Raw genomic sequence first — 16740 nt, 5'->3', positions numbered from 1 at the left:
GTATTTGAATGATTAAATTAATCGCACTCGATTTAGACGGTACTTTGTTAAGTACCCAAAAGAGCATTAGTGATGTAAATAAAGAAGCAATCCGTTTGGCAGTAGCCAAAGGTGTAAAAGTAGTCCTTTGTTCAGGGAGACCTTTACTTGGAATCAAGCGTTATGTCGATGAATTAAACCTTTTGGGTGCGGAAGATTTCTCTATCACCTATAACGGGGGGCTTGTGCAAAGAAACCATGACTCCAAGGTTTTATCGCAAAAAACATTGTCTTATCAAGACATCAAAACGATATATCAATTGAGCCAAGACTTGGCTTTGCCAATGAACATGCTTGATTTGAATTATGTTTATGAGCCTGCTTATCCGGTTGGACGAGAATCACTCTATCCAACTTTGATGAGCGCAAGTTTGCCATTTGTGGAACGAAGCATTGATTCTTTTGAGGACACCCATCAATTCAATAAAGTTGTCTTCTGTACCGATCCGGACTATCTGGATCAAGCTATTGCCCAAATTCCAGCAGCCTTCCATGAACAATTTTCTACGATGAAATCACGTCCTTTGCTTTATGAAATCATGCATCCAGAAGTTGATAAAGGGAGCGGAATTGCCCGCTTATGTGATTTAATGGGGTATACTGCAGATGAAGTGATGATATGTGGCGATGAAGAAAATGATTCAGCTATGTTCGATTATGCTGGTGTAGCCGTTGCAATGGGCAATGCCACTACAGCGATTAAAGAAAAAGCGACATTTATCACTAAAACAAATGATGAAGATGGCGTTGCTCACGCCATTCACCAATTTGTACTATAAAATAAAAAGGATGTGAGTGCTATGGGGTTATTTGATCGCATTAAACGTGCCTTTACCGGGGAAGATGTCACACAGGAACCGGTAAACGAAGAGAAGCGCATAGTCATTGATAAGTTCGATAAAGGGATGGAAAAAACCCGTAAAAGTTTTTCAGATAAAATCAATGAGTTATTTGCGGGCTTCCGGGAAGTGGACGAAGATTTCTTTGACGATTTAGAGGAAGTACTTATTTCTGCCGATGTCGGTTTTGATATGACCATCGCTATATCGGATGTTATCCGTGAAGAGATGCGTGTGAAACCAACACGTACGGGCGAGCAAGTCAAGAATTTAATTGTTGAAACCATGGTTGATATTTACGAAAAAGGTCAAACAGGTTTGCCAACAATCAAAGAAAATCCAGAAGGTTTAACAGTTGTTTTGTTTGTAGGTGTTAACGGTGTAGGTAAAACAACCACGATTGGTAAATACGCCTATAAATTGAAAAACGAAGGCAAAAAAGTCTTATTGGCTGCAGGGGATACTTTCCGTGCCGGTGCAATCGAGCAACTGGAAGTATGGGCTGAACGTGTGGGTGTGGATGTAGTGACTTCAAACGCTAAATCTGATCCTGCTTCAGTTGTATTTGATGCTTTGAAAAAAGGGCAATCAGGTAATTATGATTATTTGTTGATCGATACAGCAGGGCGGTTGCAAAACAAAGTTAACTTGATGAAAGAACTTGAGAAAATTAACCGGATCATTGAGCGGGAAATTCCAGGCGGGGCATCGGAAACGTTATTGGTTCTGGATGCAACCACCGGACAAAATGCCTTAATTCAAGCCAAACAATTTAAAGAGACAACAAATGTTACTGGCCTGATTTTGACTAAATTGGATGGGACGGCAAAAGGTGGGGTTATCCTTGCTATCCGTCAGGAAATGGAAATCCCGGTTAAGTTTGTGGGGTTGGGTGAAGGCATGAATGATTTACAGGCATTTGATCCTGAGCAATACATTTACGGACTTGTTAAAGATTTAGTTGAAAAGAAAGCATAGAATCCAGATAAGAGGTGGCAAAAGCCGTCTCTTTTTTCTGTTTTATATTGACTTTTCGCTATTTACTGGGTATTCTAAAGGGTGATGTAAAGTCTTTACCTTGACAGGTGAAGGGAGATAGGAGGCCGAAAATGGAACTTGAAAAAACAAACTATATGAATACTTTGTTTGAATTTTATGGTGTTTTGCTTACTACAAAGCAAAAAGGCTATCTCTCGCTTTACTATGGGGATGACTATTCACTTGGAGAAATTGCCGATGAATTTGAAGTAAGCCGCCAGGCAGTTTATGATAACATCAAACGGACCGAGAAAATTTTAACCGATTATGAAAACAAGCTACATTTGGTTGAAGATTTCTTGATGCGTCGCGAGTTATTGGACCAACTGAAAGTATACAATAGTGAAAAATATCCCAGTGATAATGAGCTAAGTAGAATGATTCATCAACTAGAATCAATCGACGAGTAAATAAAAAGGATGTGAGCGATAGTATGGCATTTGAAGGTTTATCTGAGCGTCTTCAGGGCGCAATGACAAAAATTGGCAAGAAAGGTAAGATTACCGAAGCCGATTTAAAAGAAATGATGCGTGAAGTCCGTCTTGCTTTATTAGAGGCCGACGTTAACTTTAAAGTAGTAAAAGATTTCGTTCGTAAGGTAAATGAACGTGCGTTGGGATCAGACGTGTTGGAATCTTTATCACCGGCACAACAAGTTGTAAAAATCGTAAACGAAGAGTTAACCGAGTTGATGGGTGGCGAACAAGAACCATTTATTTTCTCGAAAAAACCACCGACAGTTGTGATGATGGTTGGTCTTCAAGGGGCAGGTAAAACAACAACTGCTGGTAAATTAGCCAATTACATGAAGAAACGCGAAAACAAGCGTCCGATGTTAGCAGCAGCTGACGTTTATCGTCCAGCGGCAATTGATCAATTGCAAACGATTGGGAAGCAACTTGACTTTCCTGTCTATGCAAAAGGTACAGAAGCCAATCCAGTTGATATTGCCCGAGAAGCGGTAGAAGAAGCACGCATGACAGGTCGCGACCTTGTCATCATTGATACGGCAGGTCGTTTGCATGTTGACGAAGTTTTGATGACTGAATTGCAGAATATTAAAGCTGCGATTCAACCGGATGAAATTCTGTTTACTGTTGATGCCATGACAGGTCAAGACGCTGTTAACGTAGCACAATCCTTTAATGAGCAACTTGGTATAACCGGGGTTATCCTGACTAAATTGGATGGGGACACACGTGGTGGTTCTGCTTTATCCATTCGTTCTGTAACAGGAAAACCTATTAAATTTACCGGACAAGGCGAGAAACTTGATGATATCGAGCCGTTCTATCCCGACCGTATGGCTTCTCGAATCTTGGGAATGGGTGATATGCTTACCCTGATTGAAAAAGCACAACAAGATTTTGATGAAGACAAAGCGAAAGAAATGGCAGAGAAAATTCGTGAAAATACATTTGATTTCAACGATTTTATCGACCAAATGGACCAAGTAACAAGTATGGGACCTCTGGAAGATTTATTGAAGATGATTCCAGGTATGAGTCAAGTACCAGGCCTTGACCAGATGAAAATTGATCCAAAAGACATGGCACACATGAAGGCAATTGTTCTTTCCATGACCAATGAAGAACGTGAAAATCCTGATATGTTATCCCAAAGTAGACGTCGTCGGATTGCGAAAGGTTCAGGCCGTAATTTAGCGGAAGTAAACCGCTTGATCAAGCAGTTTAATGAATCCCGTAGCATGATGAACAAGATGTCTAAAGGGAATTTTAGTGGCTTGGAAGGCTTGATGGGCAACGGGCCAAAAGGCAAATTAGGCCAATTGGCAATGAAACAAATGTCCCGGAAAATGGGCAAAAAGAAGAAAAAGAAAAAAAAATAACCCTGTAAAGAAAAAATACTTTACAAGCTTATCTTAAACTGGTATTATATCATTTGTGAGATTTAGAAATTGGAGGTGTATTTAAGAATGGCAGTAAAAATTCGTCTAAAACGTATGGGTTCTAAAAGAAATCCTTTTTACCGTGTGGTTGTAGCAGATTCTCGCGCTCCACGTGACGGTCGTTTCATCGAAAAAGTAGGTACTTACAACCCAGTTGTAGAACCAGCTGAAGTAAAATTTGATGAAGAACTAGTATTGAAATGGTTGGCTAATGGTGCACAACCTTCTGATACAGTAAGAAACCTACTTTCACAAGAAGGTATCATGAAGAAATTCCACGATTCCAAATCAGCTAAATAAGCTATTCGGTAAGTAGTCAGTAGCATTGAAATTACCAAAAGGATGGTGGATTACATGCCTGATATTAAAGAATTGATTCTAACCATGATTACACCGCTCGTTGAAAACAAGGATGAAGTTTCAATTGAAATTAAAGAGACCAATGAGTTTTTTGAATATCATTTGAAAGTCAATCCTGAAGACGTCGGTCGCGTCATTGGTAAACAAGGACGTGTTGCGAAAGCAATTCGGACAATCGTATACAGTGTACGAACAAAACAATCCAAGCGTGTTCGCCTCGTCATTGACGGCGGCAACAACTAAAGAGCGTTTGTAAAACACTTGTCAAACATACAAAACAAAGCGGACATTCAATGTTATAGTTGATCTGTCCCTTTTTTTGTATCAAAATACCGGGAAAGAGGTGGAAGCATGGAACAATATTTTAGTGTCGGTAATATTGTAAATACCCAAGGACTAAAAGGTGAGGTCCGTGTCATTTCTGTCACAGATTTCGCTGAAAAAAGATATAAAAAAGGTTCCAGTTTGATGCTGTTTCAAGAAGGTAAAGAACCTATTGAATTAATTGTAAAAAGCCACCGTAAACATAAAAATTTCGATTTGCTGACGTTTGAAGGTAAAAACCGAATTGAAGATGTTGAGATATATAAAGGCGGTACATTAAAAGTTGCTGCCGATGCTTTACATGATCTTGATGAAGAAGAATTTTATTTCCATGAAATAATCGGTTTGGAAGTGAAATTAGAATCAGGCGAAGTTCTTGGTAAAATTAAGGAAATTCTTCCATTAGGTTCAAATGATGTTTGGGTTGTTCAAAGAAAAGGTAAAAAAGATTTACTATTGCCTTATATCAAAGATGTCATCCAGGAAGTGAATGTGGCTGAAGGATATGCTGTGGCAACCCCATTGGAAGGAATGCTGGAAGAATGAGAATTGATGTACTGACACTTTTTCCTAATATGTTTGAAGGCCCCATGACGGATTCAATCATTGGCAAGGCTGCCGAAAAAGAAATCGTTACAATCGAAACGACAAACTTTCGTGAATTTGCTGATAACAAACATAAAACCGTTGATGATTATCCATTTGGTGGCGGAGCCGGTATGTTGCTGAAAGCACAACCAATTGTGGATGCCATTGGCAACATCGAATCAAAGTATCCTGAAACAAAAAAACGGATTATATTGATGGATCCAGCTGGGAAAAAATATGATCAGGCTTTAGCTGAGGAATTGGCCCAAGAAGAGCATTTAGTTTTCATTTGTGGCCACTATGAAGGTTATGATGAACGCATAAAGGCGTTTATCACAGATGAAATTTCAATCGGGGATTTCATTTTAACGGGCGGAGAGCTAAGTGCTATGGTTATCATTGATAGCGTTGTGCGCTTACTTCCGGAAACGTTGGGCAACACGTTGTCTAATCAGACGGATTCTTTCTCAACGGGATTGCTGGAACATCCGCAATACACGCGTCCACGCGACTTTCGTGGAATGGAAGTACCTGACGTTCTGGTCAGCGGAAATCATGCGAAAATAGCGGAATGGCAAGACAAAGAATCATTGCGCAAAACATGGCTAAAACGCCCGGATATGCTGGATTCTATTGTGTTAACCAAGCAACAAGAGAAATGGTTGGAAGAATTTAAAAACGAAGAAAAATAATAAGTTTGTCAATGAAAAACACTTTACAGGTCTTTATAATTATGATAAACTCTTACGAGTGGACGGGAGACTGTCCCAAGATAACGATATTCCGCTGATAGGTAAAAGACTATGCATGAATATTTGTTGGAAGGAGAAATAGATATGAATCTAATCGATAAAATTACTCAAGAACAACTACGTAGTGACATTCCTGAATTCCGTCCTGGAGATACAGTACGTGTACACGCTCGTGTTGTTGAGGGTGAGAGAGAACGTATCCAACTTTTCGAAGGCGTTGTAATCAAACGTCGTGGTGTTGGAATCAGCGAAACTTATACAGTTCGTAAGATTTCTAACGGTGTTGGAGTTGAACGTACTTTCCCAATCCACACTCCACGTGTTGCTAAAATCGAAGTTGTTCGTTTCGGTAAAGTACGTCGTGCAAAATTGTACTACTTACGTGCATTACACGGAAAAGCAGCTCGTATTCCAGAACGTCGTCGTTAATACGAATTCAACATCAAAGAGCCAGTTCGCTGGCTCTTTTTGTTTTATCCTGATTATGCTATACTTGATTAGTAAAAAGGAAGGGAGCTAATATATTGAAAATTTTAGAAGAAATCGAAAAATTATTTGCTGAAAAAAAATTACCCTTAAAAAGACAAGAAATTCCTAATAATCAATCTCTTTATCAAGGGACATTCCAGATCGCTCCAGGTAAACGTGTCCCGTTTGGCGTTGTAATTGTCAATGGTGAGGATATGGTCGATTTCCAAATCAGCTTTAAACGATTGGCCTATTTAACCAACTATGCAGATAAAGATAAAGTTTTGGAAGTAATGAATGAATTAAACAATACTAAAACTTTTTACTATAGAGTATGTCTGGCCGGAGACGGTGAGATTTATATGAAAGCAATGGGGAAAACGACGGAAGACGTTCGTCCTTTATATGAACAACTCGTTATTGGTTCCAATATTGCAAAACTGGTTGTAGAAGAAATTGAAAAAATAATTACTCCCGTTGCGGAATAAACGATAAAAAAGCGAGGGTGAGACAAAAAGTCTCACCCTCTTTATATACTATTTTTTATGGAAAATGAACGTAGCATCCTCAACTTCGTCATGGAATGTAAGTTTATTTTCATCGATTTTTGTAATGGTAATATTGTATCCGAACTTATCTTGAAGTATCAGCAGATTTTGTTGGGAATCTTTGCGAATCAATTGGATGGGGAGATCATTAAGATATACGCTTGCATCATCCTTGACCATCAAAACAGTATCTTCGTCGGATATCCATTCACCTGCTAAGTCAAAGAGAGAAAGTGGTTTGTGGGACGTCGCTTTTGTTTTCGGACTATTCATTTTTGCTAAAAAAGGTGTGATACCGATAAAAAGAGAGAGTATAACCAATAATTGTTTGCGTATCATTTTAAAATTCACGTCATCGTCATCCTTTTCAATTCATTCTAGCTAAGTATATCTTTTTTTTTTGAAAATACTAGGGATGGAATAATACAAAATGATTACAAATTATTTTTATTTTTTCATTGCAGTTCCAAATGGTGCATGCTATTCTAACTGTAACACAAATGAGAGAAAGATTAAAAAAGACAAAACAAAGAGGTAATCAAATGAAAGTTGTAAAATTCGGCGGAAGCTCTTTAGCGAGTGGAACGCAATTAAAGAAAGTATTAGCAATCATAGAGAATGACCCAACAAGAAGAATTGTAGTCGTATCTGCTCCAGGAAAGCGTAATTCTGAAGATACGAAAGTAACAGATCAGTTAATTGCTTTTGCGCAAGCGATAATCAATGATGAAGATTATGGCCAAGTTTACACCAGTATATTGAATCGCTATCAAGAAATCGCGGACGAACTGGGATTGCAGTCGGATGTAATGACAATGATAAAAAAACATTTTCAAAAATTATTGGCAACTTCATTCAGAAGTCCGGAGCTCTTGGAAGATGCTTTTAAAGCCAGCGGAGAAGACAATCACGCAAAATTGATAGCTGCTTATTTTACAGAATCTGGTTTGAAAGCTCGATATGTAAATCCAAAAGAAGCGGGTATTTATGTAACAAGCCAACCTGGAAATGCAAGTATTCTGCCAGAGTCTTATAATTATTTGTATCGCTTACGTGAATTCGAAGAGGTCCTTATCATACCTGGGTTCTTCGGTTATAACGAAAGAGAAGAAATAATCACTTTTTCTCGTGGGGGATCGGATATTACGGGAGCGATTGTCGCAAACGGTGTAAAAGCAGACTTGTACGAAAACTTTACGGATGTAGATGCTATTTATGCTGCTAATCCCAACCATATAAGTAATCCAGAGAAAATCCACCATCTCACGTATTCAGAGATGCGTGAACTTTCATATTCGGGTTTCTCTGTTTTCCATGATGAAGCATTGCAGCCAGCTTTTAATGCAAGCATTCCTGTGCATGTAAAAAACACCAATAGACCAGATGGTGAGGGAACCTTGATTACCCGGACACGGCCTAAAAACAAACGTATTTTATCGGGAATTGCGAGTTCATCAGGATTTGTCAGTATCCATATTACGAAATATTTGATGAACAGGGAACTCGGTTTTATCCGCAAACTTGCTCAGATATTTGAAGAGTTAAGTCTAAGCATTGAACACATTCCTTCAGGTGTTGATGACATGACGATAGTATTGCGTCGGGCTCAATTAACTCCTGGCAAACAAGCTGCGCTCTTATATCGTCTTCAAAATGAGCTAAAAGCGGATGATGTTCACATGGAAGCAAATCTTTGTTTGATTATGCTGGTTGGTGAGGGAATGGTTTCCTCAGTGGGTACTACGGCGCGTGCAGCCCAAGCGCTGGCAGATGCGGGAGTAAACCTGATAATGATTAACCAAGGTTCTTCAGAAATCAGTATCATGTTTGGTATCGAAGAAGACCAAGAAGCAACGGCAGTGAAAGTTATTTATGATGCATTTTTCCAGGATGAAGATTCGAATTCATTTTAGTTTTATCCGGATAAATAGGAAAAAAAAGCTGAATATGTTATATTAAACGTAGTAAATAAATCTAATTTTTTAGATTTAAATTTATTAAAGGTGGCGTTCGATATGTTTAACTTTTTTAAGAAAGACAAAAAAGAAGAACCAGTATTTGAAAAGAAAAACCTATATGCACCGGCAAATGGACGTGTAGTTCCTGTAAGTGAAGTCGCTGATCCAGTTTTTTCCCAAAAAATGATGGGTGATGGCTATGCAGTTATTCCTACAGACGGCGAAATTTATTCTCCAGTTGAAGGAAAAGTATTGAGTGTATTCCCGACAAAACATGCGGTGGGAATTCAACTGGACAACGGCCTGGAAATTTTATTGCATATGGGATTGGACACGGTTGAACTGAATGGGAAACCTTTCGAAACGCATGTCAAAGAAGGCGACACTTTAACCGCTGGTACACATGTCGCGACATGTAACCTGGATGCGTTAGCAGAAGCAGGAAAAGACAGTGCGATGGTTGTTGTTATTACGAACATGGACAAAGTTCAATCATTTGAATTAACTGCAAGCGGCGTCGTGAAGGCGCAAAGCGTGGTTGGAACTGTGCTACATAAATAATCACATAAAAAAACAGTTACTAGCCTGGGCTAGTAGCTGTTTTTTGTTCCTTCATTAATATTTAATGCATACGCATTCTGGTCCATGTACATCTTTTTGAAGTAAGCTTAAAGTACCATTCTCAGCATCTCGGCTAAAAAGTGTTAAATTATCTGAGTCTTGGTGACCAACAATCACATAAGCTTCATCCGGAGAGAGGTTAAAATCACGAGGTGTTTTTCCTTCTGTCGGGATGTATGTAATGAGAGAGAGGGAATAGTCTTCCTCAACTTTATAAACGACAATGGAGTCATGGCCACGATTTGAAGCATACACGTATTTACCATCCCGGCTGATACGAATAGCTGCACCGCTATTAAAAGTCGTATGGCTCTCGGGAATCATTGAAATTCGGCTTTGATAGGTTAAGCTGCCGTCATTCTCATCATATTCTAGAACCTCAACTTCGCAACTTAATTCACCAAGAAGGTAAACGGTGTGGCCATTTGGATGAAAAACGAGATGACGTGGCCCTGTTCCAGGATGAGCTTGGTAACGCGCTACTTCTGATAATTTGCCTTCATCAGAAACAGTATAACTATAGACTCCGTCTGTTCCCAAATCGCAAACCATCAGATATTTTTTGTCAGGCGTGTAATCGGTATAGTGAACGTGAGGAGCATCCTGGTTTTCATGGACGCTACTGCCTTCATGCTTGACGCGATCCAGTAGTTCCATGCCATCTTCAGATTCTTTGTAAACTGAAACGTAACCTGCGTGATAACTGGCTGTAAATAATAATCCGCGTTCTTCATCCAAAGCAATGTAACAAGGTGCACTTGCTTCAGAAGCATTCGATGACCGTTTTACATACTGGCCATCTTCTTGGCGGGTAAAGGCCGTTAGACCGCTACCATTTTCTTCTTTGGAGATAGTGTACATCGAACTTTTATCAGCATTGAAAGTAAGGTAAGTAGGTGAATCTACTTCCGCAATCAACTTATAGTCTGTTAACTCGTGTTTTTCTGTATCAAGCGTAATTTGATGAACGCCTTTACTTTCGCGTTTTGTATAAGAACCTAAGTATAAAGTATGTGCCATATGAGATTTCCTCCTAAAATATTTTTTACTTAGTATAAGTATAACAAACAAAGCACGTTTTGAAGATTAGATATGCTAAAATGAAAGTATCAATTTTAATGAAGGAGTCATTCGATGAAAAGTAAAGTAATGCATATAGGTAAGGATGCAATAAGCACAAATGAACGGATTTTGGTTCTTTTTGGTGAAAATGCGACGGAAGCAATCCGTGATGTTTCAATTTTACAAGCATTTGAAGAGGAAGTATCTGCTTTCGTATTTCATATAAACGATGAAGTTCACTTCGGAGACCAAATCTATACCGTATCCTACGTGGGGGAGAATGTTGGTGCGAATTTAGTGGAATTGGGGCACGTAACTTTTGTTTTCGATGAATTCGATCCGGAACATTTCATTGAAACAAGCGTTTATTTGACTCCACATCAGTTACCTAAAATAGAGCTGGGAATGATGATACAATACGTATCAAAAAAACAATAAGAATGTAGGGGATAGCTTATGGCAAGAAATTTAGTTCGTCAAAGACGATTATCCTGGTTTGAAAAATGGATTCTGAACAATAAACTCGTAACGTCATTATTGATTATCCTACTGGTTATGCTAATCCTGCTTGTTTTTTCTAAAGTCTCATACATGTTGCAGCCAATAGGAAGTTTCTTTAGTATTTTAGGTTTTCCTTTGGTTTTGAGTGGTATTCTCTATTACCTCATGAATCCCTTTGTTCAATGGGCAACTAATAAAGGTATGAACCGTGTTCTTGCAATTGCGATTGCATTTATTGCTTTAGTTATTTTGGTGATTTGGGGAATTGCTATTTTGATTCCTGTAATCCGTGATCAAACATTAGGATTTATAGAGGATTTCCCACAGTACTGGGTGACAATCAACAACATGTTCCTTAACCTTTTCAATTATGATTGGTTCGTCGACATTCAACAACAATTCACTGATTTCAATACCGATATTTTAAATTATATTACCGAGTGGGCCAATAACTTTTTAGCTAATACGGGTTCGTGGCTAAGTGGTTTTGTTGGTATAGTAGCCAACGTGTTTGTAGGGCTGATTACTATGCCAATCATTTTATATTATTTATTGAAGGAAGGGGAAAAGTTTCCTCAAGCTATTTTACGCCTCATTCCTAACCGCCACCGTGATTCCTTAGGGGACTTGATGACTAAAATCAATTTACAGGTAAGTCAGTATGTTCGGGGACAAATTATCGTGGCAACGTTTGTCGGAATTATGTTTGTAATCGGTTATTCTATTATTGATTTAAATTATGGAATTGTCTTGGGGATTACGGCTGGCTTTTTGAATATCATTCCTTATTTGGGATCGTTTATCGCAATGGTTCCGGCGATTTTTGTAGCGCTGGTAGATTCGCCCTGGATGTTGATTCAGGTCTTGATAGTTTTCAGTATTGAACAGTTTATAGAAGGGCGGGTCATCTCACCGCAAGTATTGGGGAGTAATTTATCAATCCATCCGGTTACAATCATGATTGTACTCCTTACAGCTGGGAAATTATTTGGAATTGTGGGATTCGTTTTAGGGATTCCCGGATATGCTGTTTTGAAAGTGATTTTTATGCATGTTTTTGAATGGTATAAATCTGAATCCGGTTTGTATCATGAGGATGATGATGAGAAAGAAGAGGAATCCTTTATCGAAACGGAAGAAATATAACGGATTTAGAGTGAGCTGGGACATGGGTCCTAGCTTTTTTATTTCATAAATCTTAAATTGTTGACTTGGGTGACAGGTTGTCATATAATTGTAAAAGTCTTATTCAAGAGAAAAGAAGGTGAAGAAGTGCCCAAACAAACTTTTTTTAACTTGCCAGAAGAGAAAAGAGAGCGGTTGTTAAAAGCGGCTTATCAAGAATTTTCTCGCGTCTCTCTCGATGAAGCTTCAATTAATGTGATCATCCATGAATCTGATATTTCACGAGGAAGTTTTTATCAGTATTTCGAGGACAAAGAAGATTTATATTTCTACTGCGCACATTTACTGAAAAAAGACGAAAAAGAGCAGGTTGATAATTGTTTTAGAGAAGCGAATGGTAATTTAATTGAAGGGTTGAAACGAACATTTGATTACTTATATGACACCTATATGAGCGGACCAAATAAAGATTTTTACCATCATTTTTTTGTAAATATGACCTATCGTAGAAGTCGGAATATTTATGAGGAGGAAAATCATAAAAAGCAGCATGCACACAAGCATGTATACACGGATTTGATTGCAATTCTCGATCTGACCAAGTTAAATTTTGCATCAAATCAAGAACTGCAAGAATTTTTACAATATACATTTCAAATGATCCATTGGACAATTGCACGCGTATTTCTGAAAAACTTATCCAAAGAAGAAGCACGCCGCGATGTCAACCAACGTTTATCGTGGTTGGAAAATGGAATCATAATAAAATAAGGGAGGCTATCTAGTTGCTAAAACTAATTAAACGAATTTCATGGAAAGCAATTGCAGGTTCCATATTATTTATCATTATTCAAGTATTTGCAGAGTTGAATCTGCCAAACATGACTTCCAACATCATTAACGATGGGGTTGCTACAGGAGATGTTGACTTTATTTGGCGTGCTGGTGGCATTATGCTCCTATTGACGCTTATCACGGTAGTTGCTGCCATTTGTGGCGTTTATATTTCCGCTCGCGAATCACAAAGAGTGGGTAAACAATTGCGTTCAGAAATTTATACAAAAGTTATGTCTTTATCCAAAGATAAAATTGATAAAGTGGGTCAAGCTTCGTTAATCACGCGATCAACCAATGACGTGGAACAAATCCAATTTATCTTCATGTTGATGCTTCGCATGATGATGTTTGCACCTATCATGGGTATTGGGGCAGCTGTTCTGTCATATACACTAAGCCCGGATTTGGCTAGTATTTTCTTTATATCCGTGCCGATACTGATTGTTTTATTAGCCATCATTATGGGATCGGCTGTTCCTATCTTCCGGAAGATGCAAGAAAAAACAGACCGTTTGAACTTGATTTTCCGTGAAGGCTTGACTGGCGTACGTGTTATCCGTGCCTTCAACAAAAGTAAATATGAAGAAGAACGCTTCAAAGCTGCAAATGCGGATTATATGCAAAATAACGTAAAAGCCATGACGATCACAAGTTTGTTGATGCCCGTTTTAACCCTGGTATTAAGTGGAACAAATATTGCGATTATTTTGACGGGTGGCGAGTATATTGCAATCGGAAGTATGCCGGTAGGTAACTTGGTTGCTTTTATTAATTATTCCGCGATGTTATTGTTCAGTTTCATGATGTTATCAATGATGCTTACCATGCTTCCACAGGCACAGGTGTCAGCTGCCCGTATTAATGAAGTGTTGGAATTGGAAAGTACTATATTGGATGGAACGAATCATTTTGATGGGAAAAGCATTAATGAAGAAAACATTCAATTGCGTTTTGATAATGTTACTTATCAATTTCCAGAAGCAGAACGTCCTGTTTTAAAGAATCTAGACTTTGAAATGAATAGAGGTCAAACCCTAGCGATTATTGGTGGGACTGGTTCCGGTAAATCAACAGTAGCGAATTTAATTATGCGCTTCTACGATGCTTCAGAAGGCGGCGTTTACTTAAATGGTAAAAATCTGCGTGATGTAACCCAACATGATGTTCGTGAGCGGGTTTCTTATGTGCCACAAAAAGCAAATCTATTCTCGGGAACAATCCGTTCCAATATGTTGGATGGCAATGAAAACGCAACGGATGAAGAAATGTGGCGTGCATTGGAAATTGCTCAAGCTAAAGATTTCGTAGCAGGATTAGAGGATGGCCTTGATCATATTGTCGAGCAAGGTGGAACGAATTTCTCTGGTGGTCAACGACAACGTTTATGTATTGCGCGCGCAATCATAAAGGAACCAGCTGTCTATGTATTTGATGATTCATTTTCTGCTTTGGACTTTAAGACAGATGCCGCTTTGCGGAAAGCCTTATTATCTGAAATTACCGATGCTATTGTTGTCATTGTGGCACAACGTATCAGTACAGTACGCGACGCTGATTTAATTGTTGTTTTAGAAAATGGGGAAGTTGTCGGCCAAGGGACTCATGATGAGCTTGTAGCTGAAGACAATGAAACTTACATGGAAATCATGAATTCACAGTTTAGGGAAGGTGAAGGTCGATGAGAAACGCAGGACCACAGGTAGCAGCGAAGCCAAAAGATTTCATGGGATCGGTTAAGCGCCTTTTTAATTATATGTCGGTAAGAAAATGGTTGATGTTGGGAGCATTCCTCCTCTCAGCCATCGCGACTGTTTTTCAAATTTTTACGCCTAAAATTCTAGGTTCAGCAACAACCGTTATTTTTGACGGTTTTAGCCAAGGGATGGTCAATGGTCGATATCCGATTGATTTCCCTGCCATTCACAAAATTTTGATCTCAGTTGCGATTTTATATGTATCCAATGCTGTGTTACGGTACATTGCACAGCTGACACTGGTGCGTGTGGTACAATCTACGGTATTTGATTTACGCCAAGATTTTAAGAACAAGATGACGCGCGTTCCGGTTGAATACTATGATACCAATAGTAACGGTGATATCATGAGTCGGGCCATCAACGATGTTGATAATATTGCCCGCCAGCTTGTGCAAACGATAAATCAAACAATCATGAGTATTGTTCAGTTTTTTGGTATCTTGATCATGATGCTGACGATCAGCTGGAAACTAAGTTTGGTTGCTTTGTTGACTGTTCCTTTGAGTGCTTTCATCATCTCACGCATTGCTCCAAGATCACGCAAACTATTTAAAAAGCAACAAAAAGAACTGGGGCAGTTAAATGCTCATATTGAAGAAACATTCGCAGGTCATACTGAAATTGTAAGTTTTAACCGTGAAGAACATGCTACAGAAGTTTTTGATGTTCAAAATGACAAATTGTTTGGCATTTCCTGGAAAGCGCAATTCCTTTCAGGGATATTGATGCCACTCATGAATATGGTAAAAAACTTGGGCTACGTCATCGTTGCTGTTATGGGTGGTATCGATGTAGCGAACGGCTCGTTACTTTTAGGGGATGTACAAGCATTCTTAACCTATACAAACCAATTCTCAGAACCTATGAAACAATTGACAAATATTATGAATACCATTCAGTCTATTGTAGCTTCTACTGAGCGTATTTTTGAAGTGTTGGACGAAGCAGAAATGCTGGATACTTCCACTGACGAACCGATTGTTGAAACTGATGATAAATTGACGTTCGAGCATGTTCGTTTTGGTTATGCAGGTCAAGATGATTTGATGACAGATTTCAATTTGAGTGTTAAACCCGGTCAAATGGTTGCAATTGTGGGGCCTACTGGCGCAGGTAAATCAACAATTATCAACCTATTGGAACGCTTCTATGATGTCAGGGGCGGTAGCATCAAGTTAGAGGGAGAAGACATTCGTAACATTGAACGTGAAGATTTAAGAAGACGTTTTGCGATGGTTCTTCAAGATACTTGGTTATTTAACGGGACTATTTTTGACAACATCAAGTATGGTGCTCATGAGGATGTCAGTGATGAAGATGTTTACCGAGCTTCTAAAATGGCCCACGCGGATGAGTTTATCCGGACGCTGCCAGAAGGTTACAATACAATTTTGAATGAGGATGCCAGTAATATTTCTCAGGGACAACGTCAATTATTGACAATTGCCCGTGCATTTATTACCGATCCAGAAATCTTGATTCTCGATGAAGCAACTTCAAGTGTTGATACACGTACAGAAGTATTAATTCAAAGAGCTATGCGCCGATTGCTCGAAGGTCGGACCAGCTTTGTGGTTGCCCACCGATTATCCACGATTCGTGATGCCGACAATATCATTGTCATGAACCATGGTGATATCATCGAAACCGGCTCACATGATGAATTGATGGAACTAGGTGCTTTCTACGCAGGCTTATATAACAGCCAATTCTCTGACGCATCTTAATAACTAATTTGAGGCTAAGACATTTTGTCTTGGTCTTTTTTTGTAGATTAAACGAGAGCAGATGACTGAGGTGCGGCGTTGCCAGGGGAAATTTATTTAAACGCCGCACCGAGCCCCTCAAATGCGGCGATTAAATAAAACAAGCGTTATAAACGCCGCATTTACACAAAAAAAGCGGCGTTAAGCACATCGAAATATATTAAACGCCGCACTTGAAGCTATAAGTGCGGCGTTTAAAATAGCTGTTGTTCAGTAAAGCCACACCAAAATAAAAATTTACATCTTAC

Annotated in this window: 19 protein-coding genes; 17 read left to right on the top strand and 2 right to left on the bottom strand. The window is 38.9% G+C overall.

Annotation, left to right across the window (positions count from 1 at the left end):
- Positions 1-8 precede the first annotated feature (8 nt).
- From ACTVAI_RS00970 to ACTVAI_RS00925, 10 genes are all read left to right on the top strand, one after another.
- Positions 9-818, top strand: coding sequence for a Cof-type HAD-IIB family hydrolase (locus ACTVAI_RS00970; protein ID WP_443473955.1), 810 nt, complete (start codon positions 9-11; stop codon positions 816-818).
- A gap of 21 nt (positions 819-839) precedes the next feature.
- The gene (ftsY, locus tag ACTVAI_RS00965; protein WP_443485682.1) at positions 840-1856 is read left to right on the top strand and encodes a signal recognition particle-docking protein FtsY; all 1017 of its coding nucleotides are present in this window, start codon (positions 840-842) and stop codon (positions 1854-1856) included.
- A 131-nt stretch (positions 1857-1987) separates the two neighbouring features.
- Positions 1988-2326: a putative DNA-binding protein gene (locus ACTVAI_RS00960; RefSeq protein WP_443473957.1), complete on the top strand. Its 339-nt coding sequence runs from the start codon at positions 1988-1990 to the stop codon at positions 2324-2326.
- Positions 2327-2349: 23 nt separating this feature from the next.
- Positions 2350-3765 carry a signal recognition particle protein gene (gene ffh, locus ACTVAI_RS00955; RefSeq protein WP_443473958.1) on the top strand — a complete coding sequence of 472 codons (1416 nt, stop codon included), beginning with the start codon at positions 2350-2352 and terminating at the stop codon, positions 3763-3765.
- Between the two features lie 87 nt (positions 3766-3852).
- Positions 3853-4125: a 30S ribosomal protein S16 gene (gene rpsP / locus ACTVAI_RS00950; RefSeq protein ID WP_443473959.1), complete on the top strand. Its 273-nt coding sequence runs from the start codon at positions 3853-3855 to the stop codon at positions 4123-4125.
- 54 nt (positions 4126-4179) lie between these two features.
- Positions 4180-4428, top strand: a complete 249-nt coding sequence (locus tag ACTVAI_RS00945; protein WP_443473960.1) for a KH domain-containing protein — start codon at positions 4180-4182, stop codon at positions 4426-4428.
- Between the two features lie 108 nt (positions 4429-4536).
- Positions 4537-5055, top strand: a complete 519-nt coding sequence (rimM, locus tag ACTVAI_RS00940) for a ribosome maturation factor RimM (RefSeq protein WP_443473961.1) — start codon at positions 4537-4539, stop codon at positions 5053-5055.
- The gene (trmD, locus tag ACTVAI_RS00935; RefSeq protein ID WP_443473962.1) at positions 5052-5789 is read left to right on the top strand and encodes a tRNA (guanosine(37)-N1)-methyltransferase TrmD; all 738 of its coding nucleotides are present in this window, start codon (positions 5052-5054) and stop codon (positions 5787-5789) included. The genes rimM and trmD overlap by 4 nt, the downstream gene beginning before the upstream one ends.
- Positions 5790-5933: 144 nt before the next feature.
- Positions 5934-6278: a 50S ribosomal protein L19 gene (gene rplS / locus ACTVAI_RS00930; protein WP_443473963.1), complete on the top strand. Its 345-nt coding sequence runs from the start codon at positions 5934-5936 to the stop codon at positions 6276-6278.
- Between the two features lie 95 nt (positions 6279-6373).
- Entirely contained in the window at positions 6374-6805 is a 432-nt protein-coding gene (locus ACTVAI_RS00925; protein ID WP_443473964.1) for a hypothetical protein, read from the top strand.
- A gap of 48 nt (positions 6806-6853) precedes the next feature.
- Here the strand turns inward: ACTVAI_RS00925 and ACTVAI_RS00920 are convergent, their stop codons facing one another.
- Positions 6854-7216 (bottom strand): DUF4828 domain-containing protein, encoded by a 363-nt coding sequence (locus ACTVAI_RS00920; RefSeq protein ID WP_443473965.1) that lies wholly within the window; start codon positions 7214-7216, stop codon positions 6854-6856.
- 191 nt (positions 7217-7407) lie between these two features.
- Here ACTVAI_RS00920 and ACTVAI_RS00915 point away from each other — a divergent pair, with 191 nt between their 5' ends.
- Complete coding sequence (locus tag ACTVAI_RS00915) at positions 7408-8778, top strand: aspartate kinase (RefSeq protein ID WP_443485681.1); 1371 nt, start codon at positions 7408-7410, stop codon at positions 8776-8778.
- A 102-nt stretch (positions 8779-8880) separates the two neighbouring features.
- Positions 8881-9384 (top strand): PTS sugar transporter subunit IIA, encoded by a 504-nt coding sequence (locus ACTVAI_RS00910; RefSeq protein WP_443485680.1) that lies wholly within the window; start codon positions 8881-8883, stop codon positions 9382-9384.
- Between the two features lie 54 nt (positions 9385-9438).
- Here ACTVAI_RS00910 and ACTVAI_RS00905 read toward each other — a convergent pair whose 3' ends face one another.
- A complete protein-coding gene (locus ACTVAI_RS00905; protein ID WP_443485679.1) occupies positions 9439-10464 on the bottom strand; it encodes a lactonase family protein in 1026 nt (341 codons plus the stop codon).
- 114 nt (positions 10465-10578) lie between these two features.
- Here ACTVAI_RS00905 and ACTVAI_RS00900 point away from each other — a divergent pair, with 114 nt between their 5' ends.
- The 5 genes from ACTVAI_RS00900 (at position 10579) to ACTVAI_RS00880 (ending at position 16453) form a co-directional block, all read left to right on the top strand.
- Positions 10579-10944, top strand: coding sequence for a PTS glucitol/sorbitol transporter subunit IIA (locus ACTVAI_RS00900; RefSeq protein ID WP_443473969.1), 366 nt, complete (start codon positions 10579-10581; stop codon positions 10942-10944).
- Positions 10945-10962: 18 nt separating this feature from the next.
- Positions 10963-12153, top strand: coding sequence for an AI-2E family transporter (locus tag ACTVAI_RS00895; protein WP_443473970.1), 1191 nt, complete (start codon positions 10963-10965; stop codon positions 12151-12153).
- Between the two features lie 126 nt (positions 12154-12279).
- Entirely contained in the window at positions 12280-12903 is a 624-nt protein-coding gene (locus ACTVAI_RS00890; RefSeq protein WP_443485678.1) for a TetR/AcrR family transcriptional regulator, read from the top strand.
- Between the two features lie 14 nt (positions 12904-12917).
- On the top strand, positions 12918-14651 hold the full coding sequence (locus ACTVAI_RS00885; protein ID WP_443473972.1) for an ABC transporter ATP-binding protein: 1734 nt from the start codon (positions 12918-12920) through the stop codon (positions 14649-14651).
- Positions 14648-16453: an ABC transporter ATP-binding protein gene (locus ACTVAI_RS00880; RefSeq protein ID WP_443473973.1), complete on the top strand. Its 1806-nt coding sequence runs from the start codon at positions 14648-14650 to the stop codon at positions 16451-16453. The genes ACTVAI_RS00885 and ACTVAI_RS00880 overlap by 4 nt, the downstream gene beginning before the upstream one ends.
- The last annotated feature ends 287 nt before the right edge of the window (positions 16454-16740 follow it).

Source organism: Jeotgalibaca sp. A127, from assembly GCF_052266745.1.
Lineage (GTDB): Bacteria > Bacillota > Bacilli > Lactobacillales > Aerococcaceae > Jeotgalibaca.
This window is presented reverse-complemented; position numbering and strand designations above follow the sequence as displayed.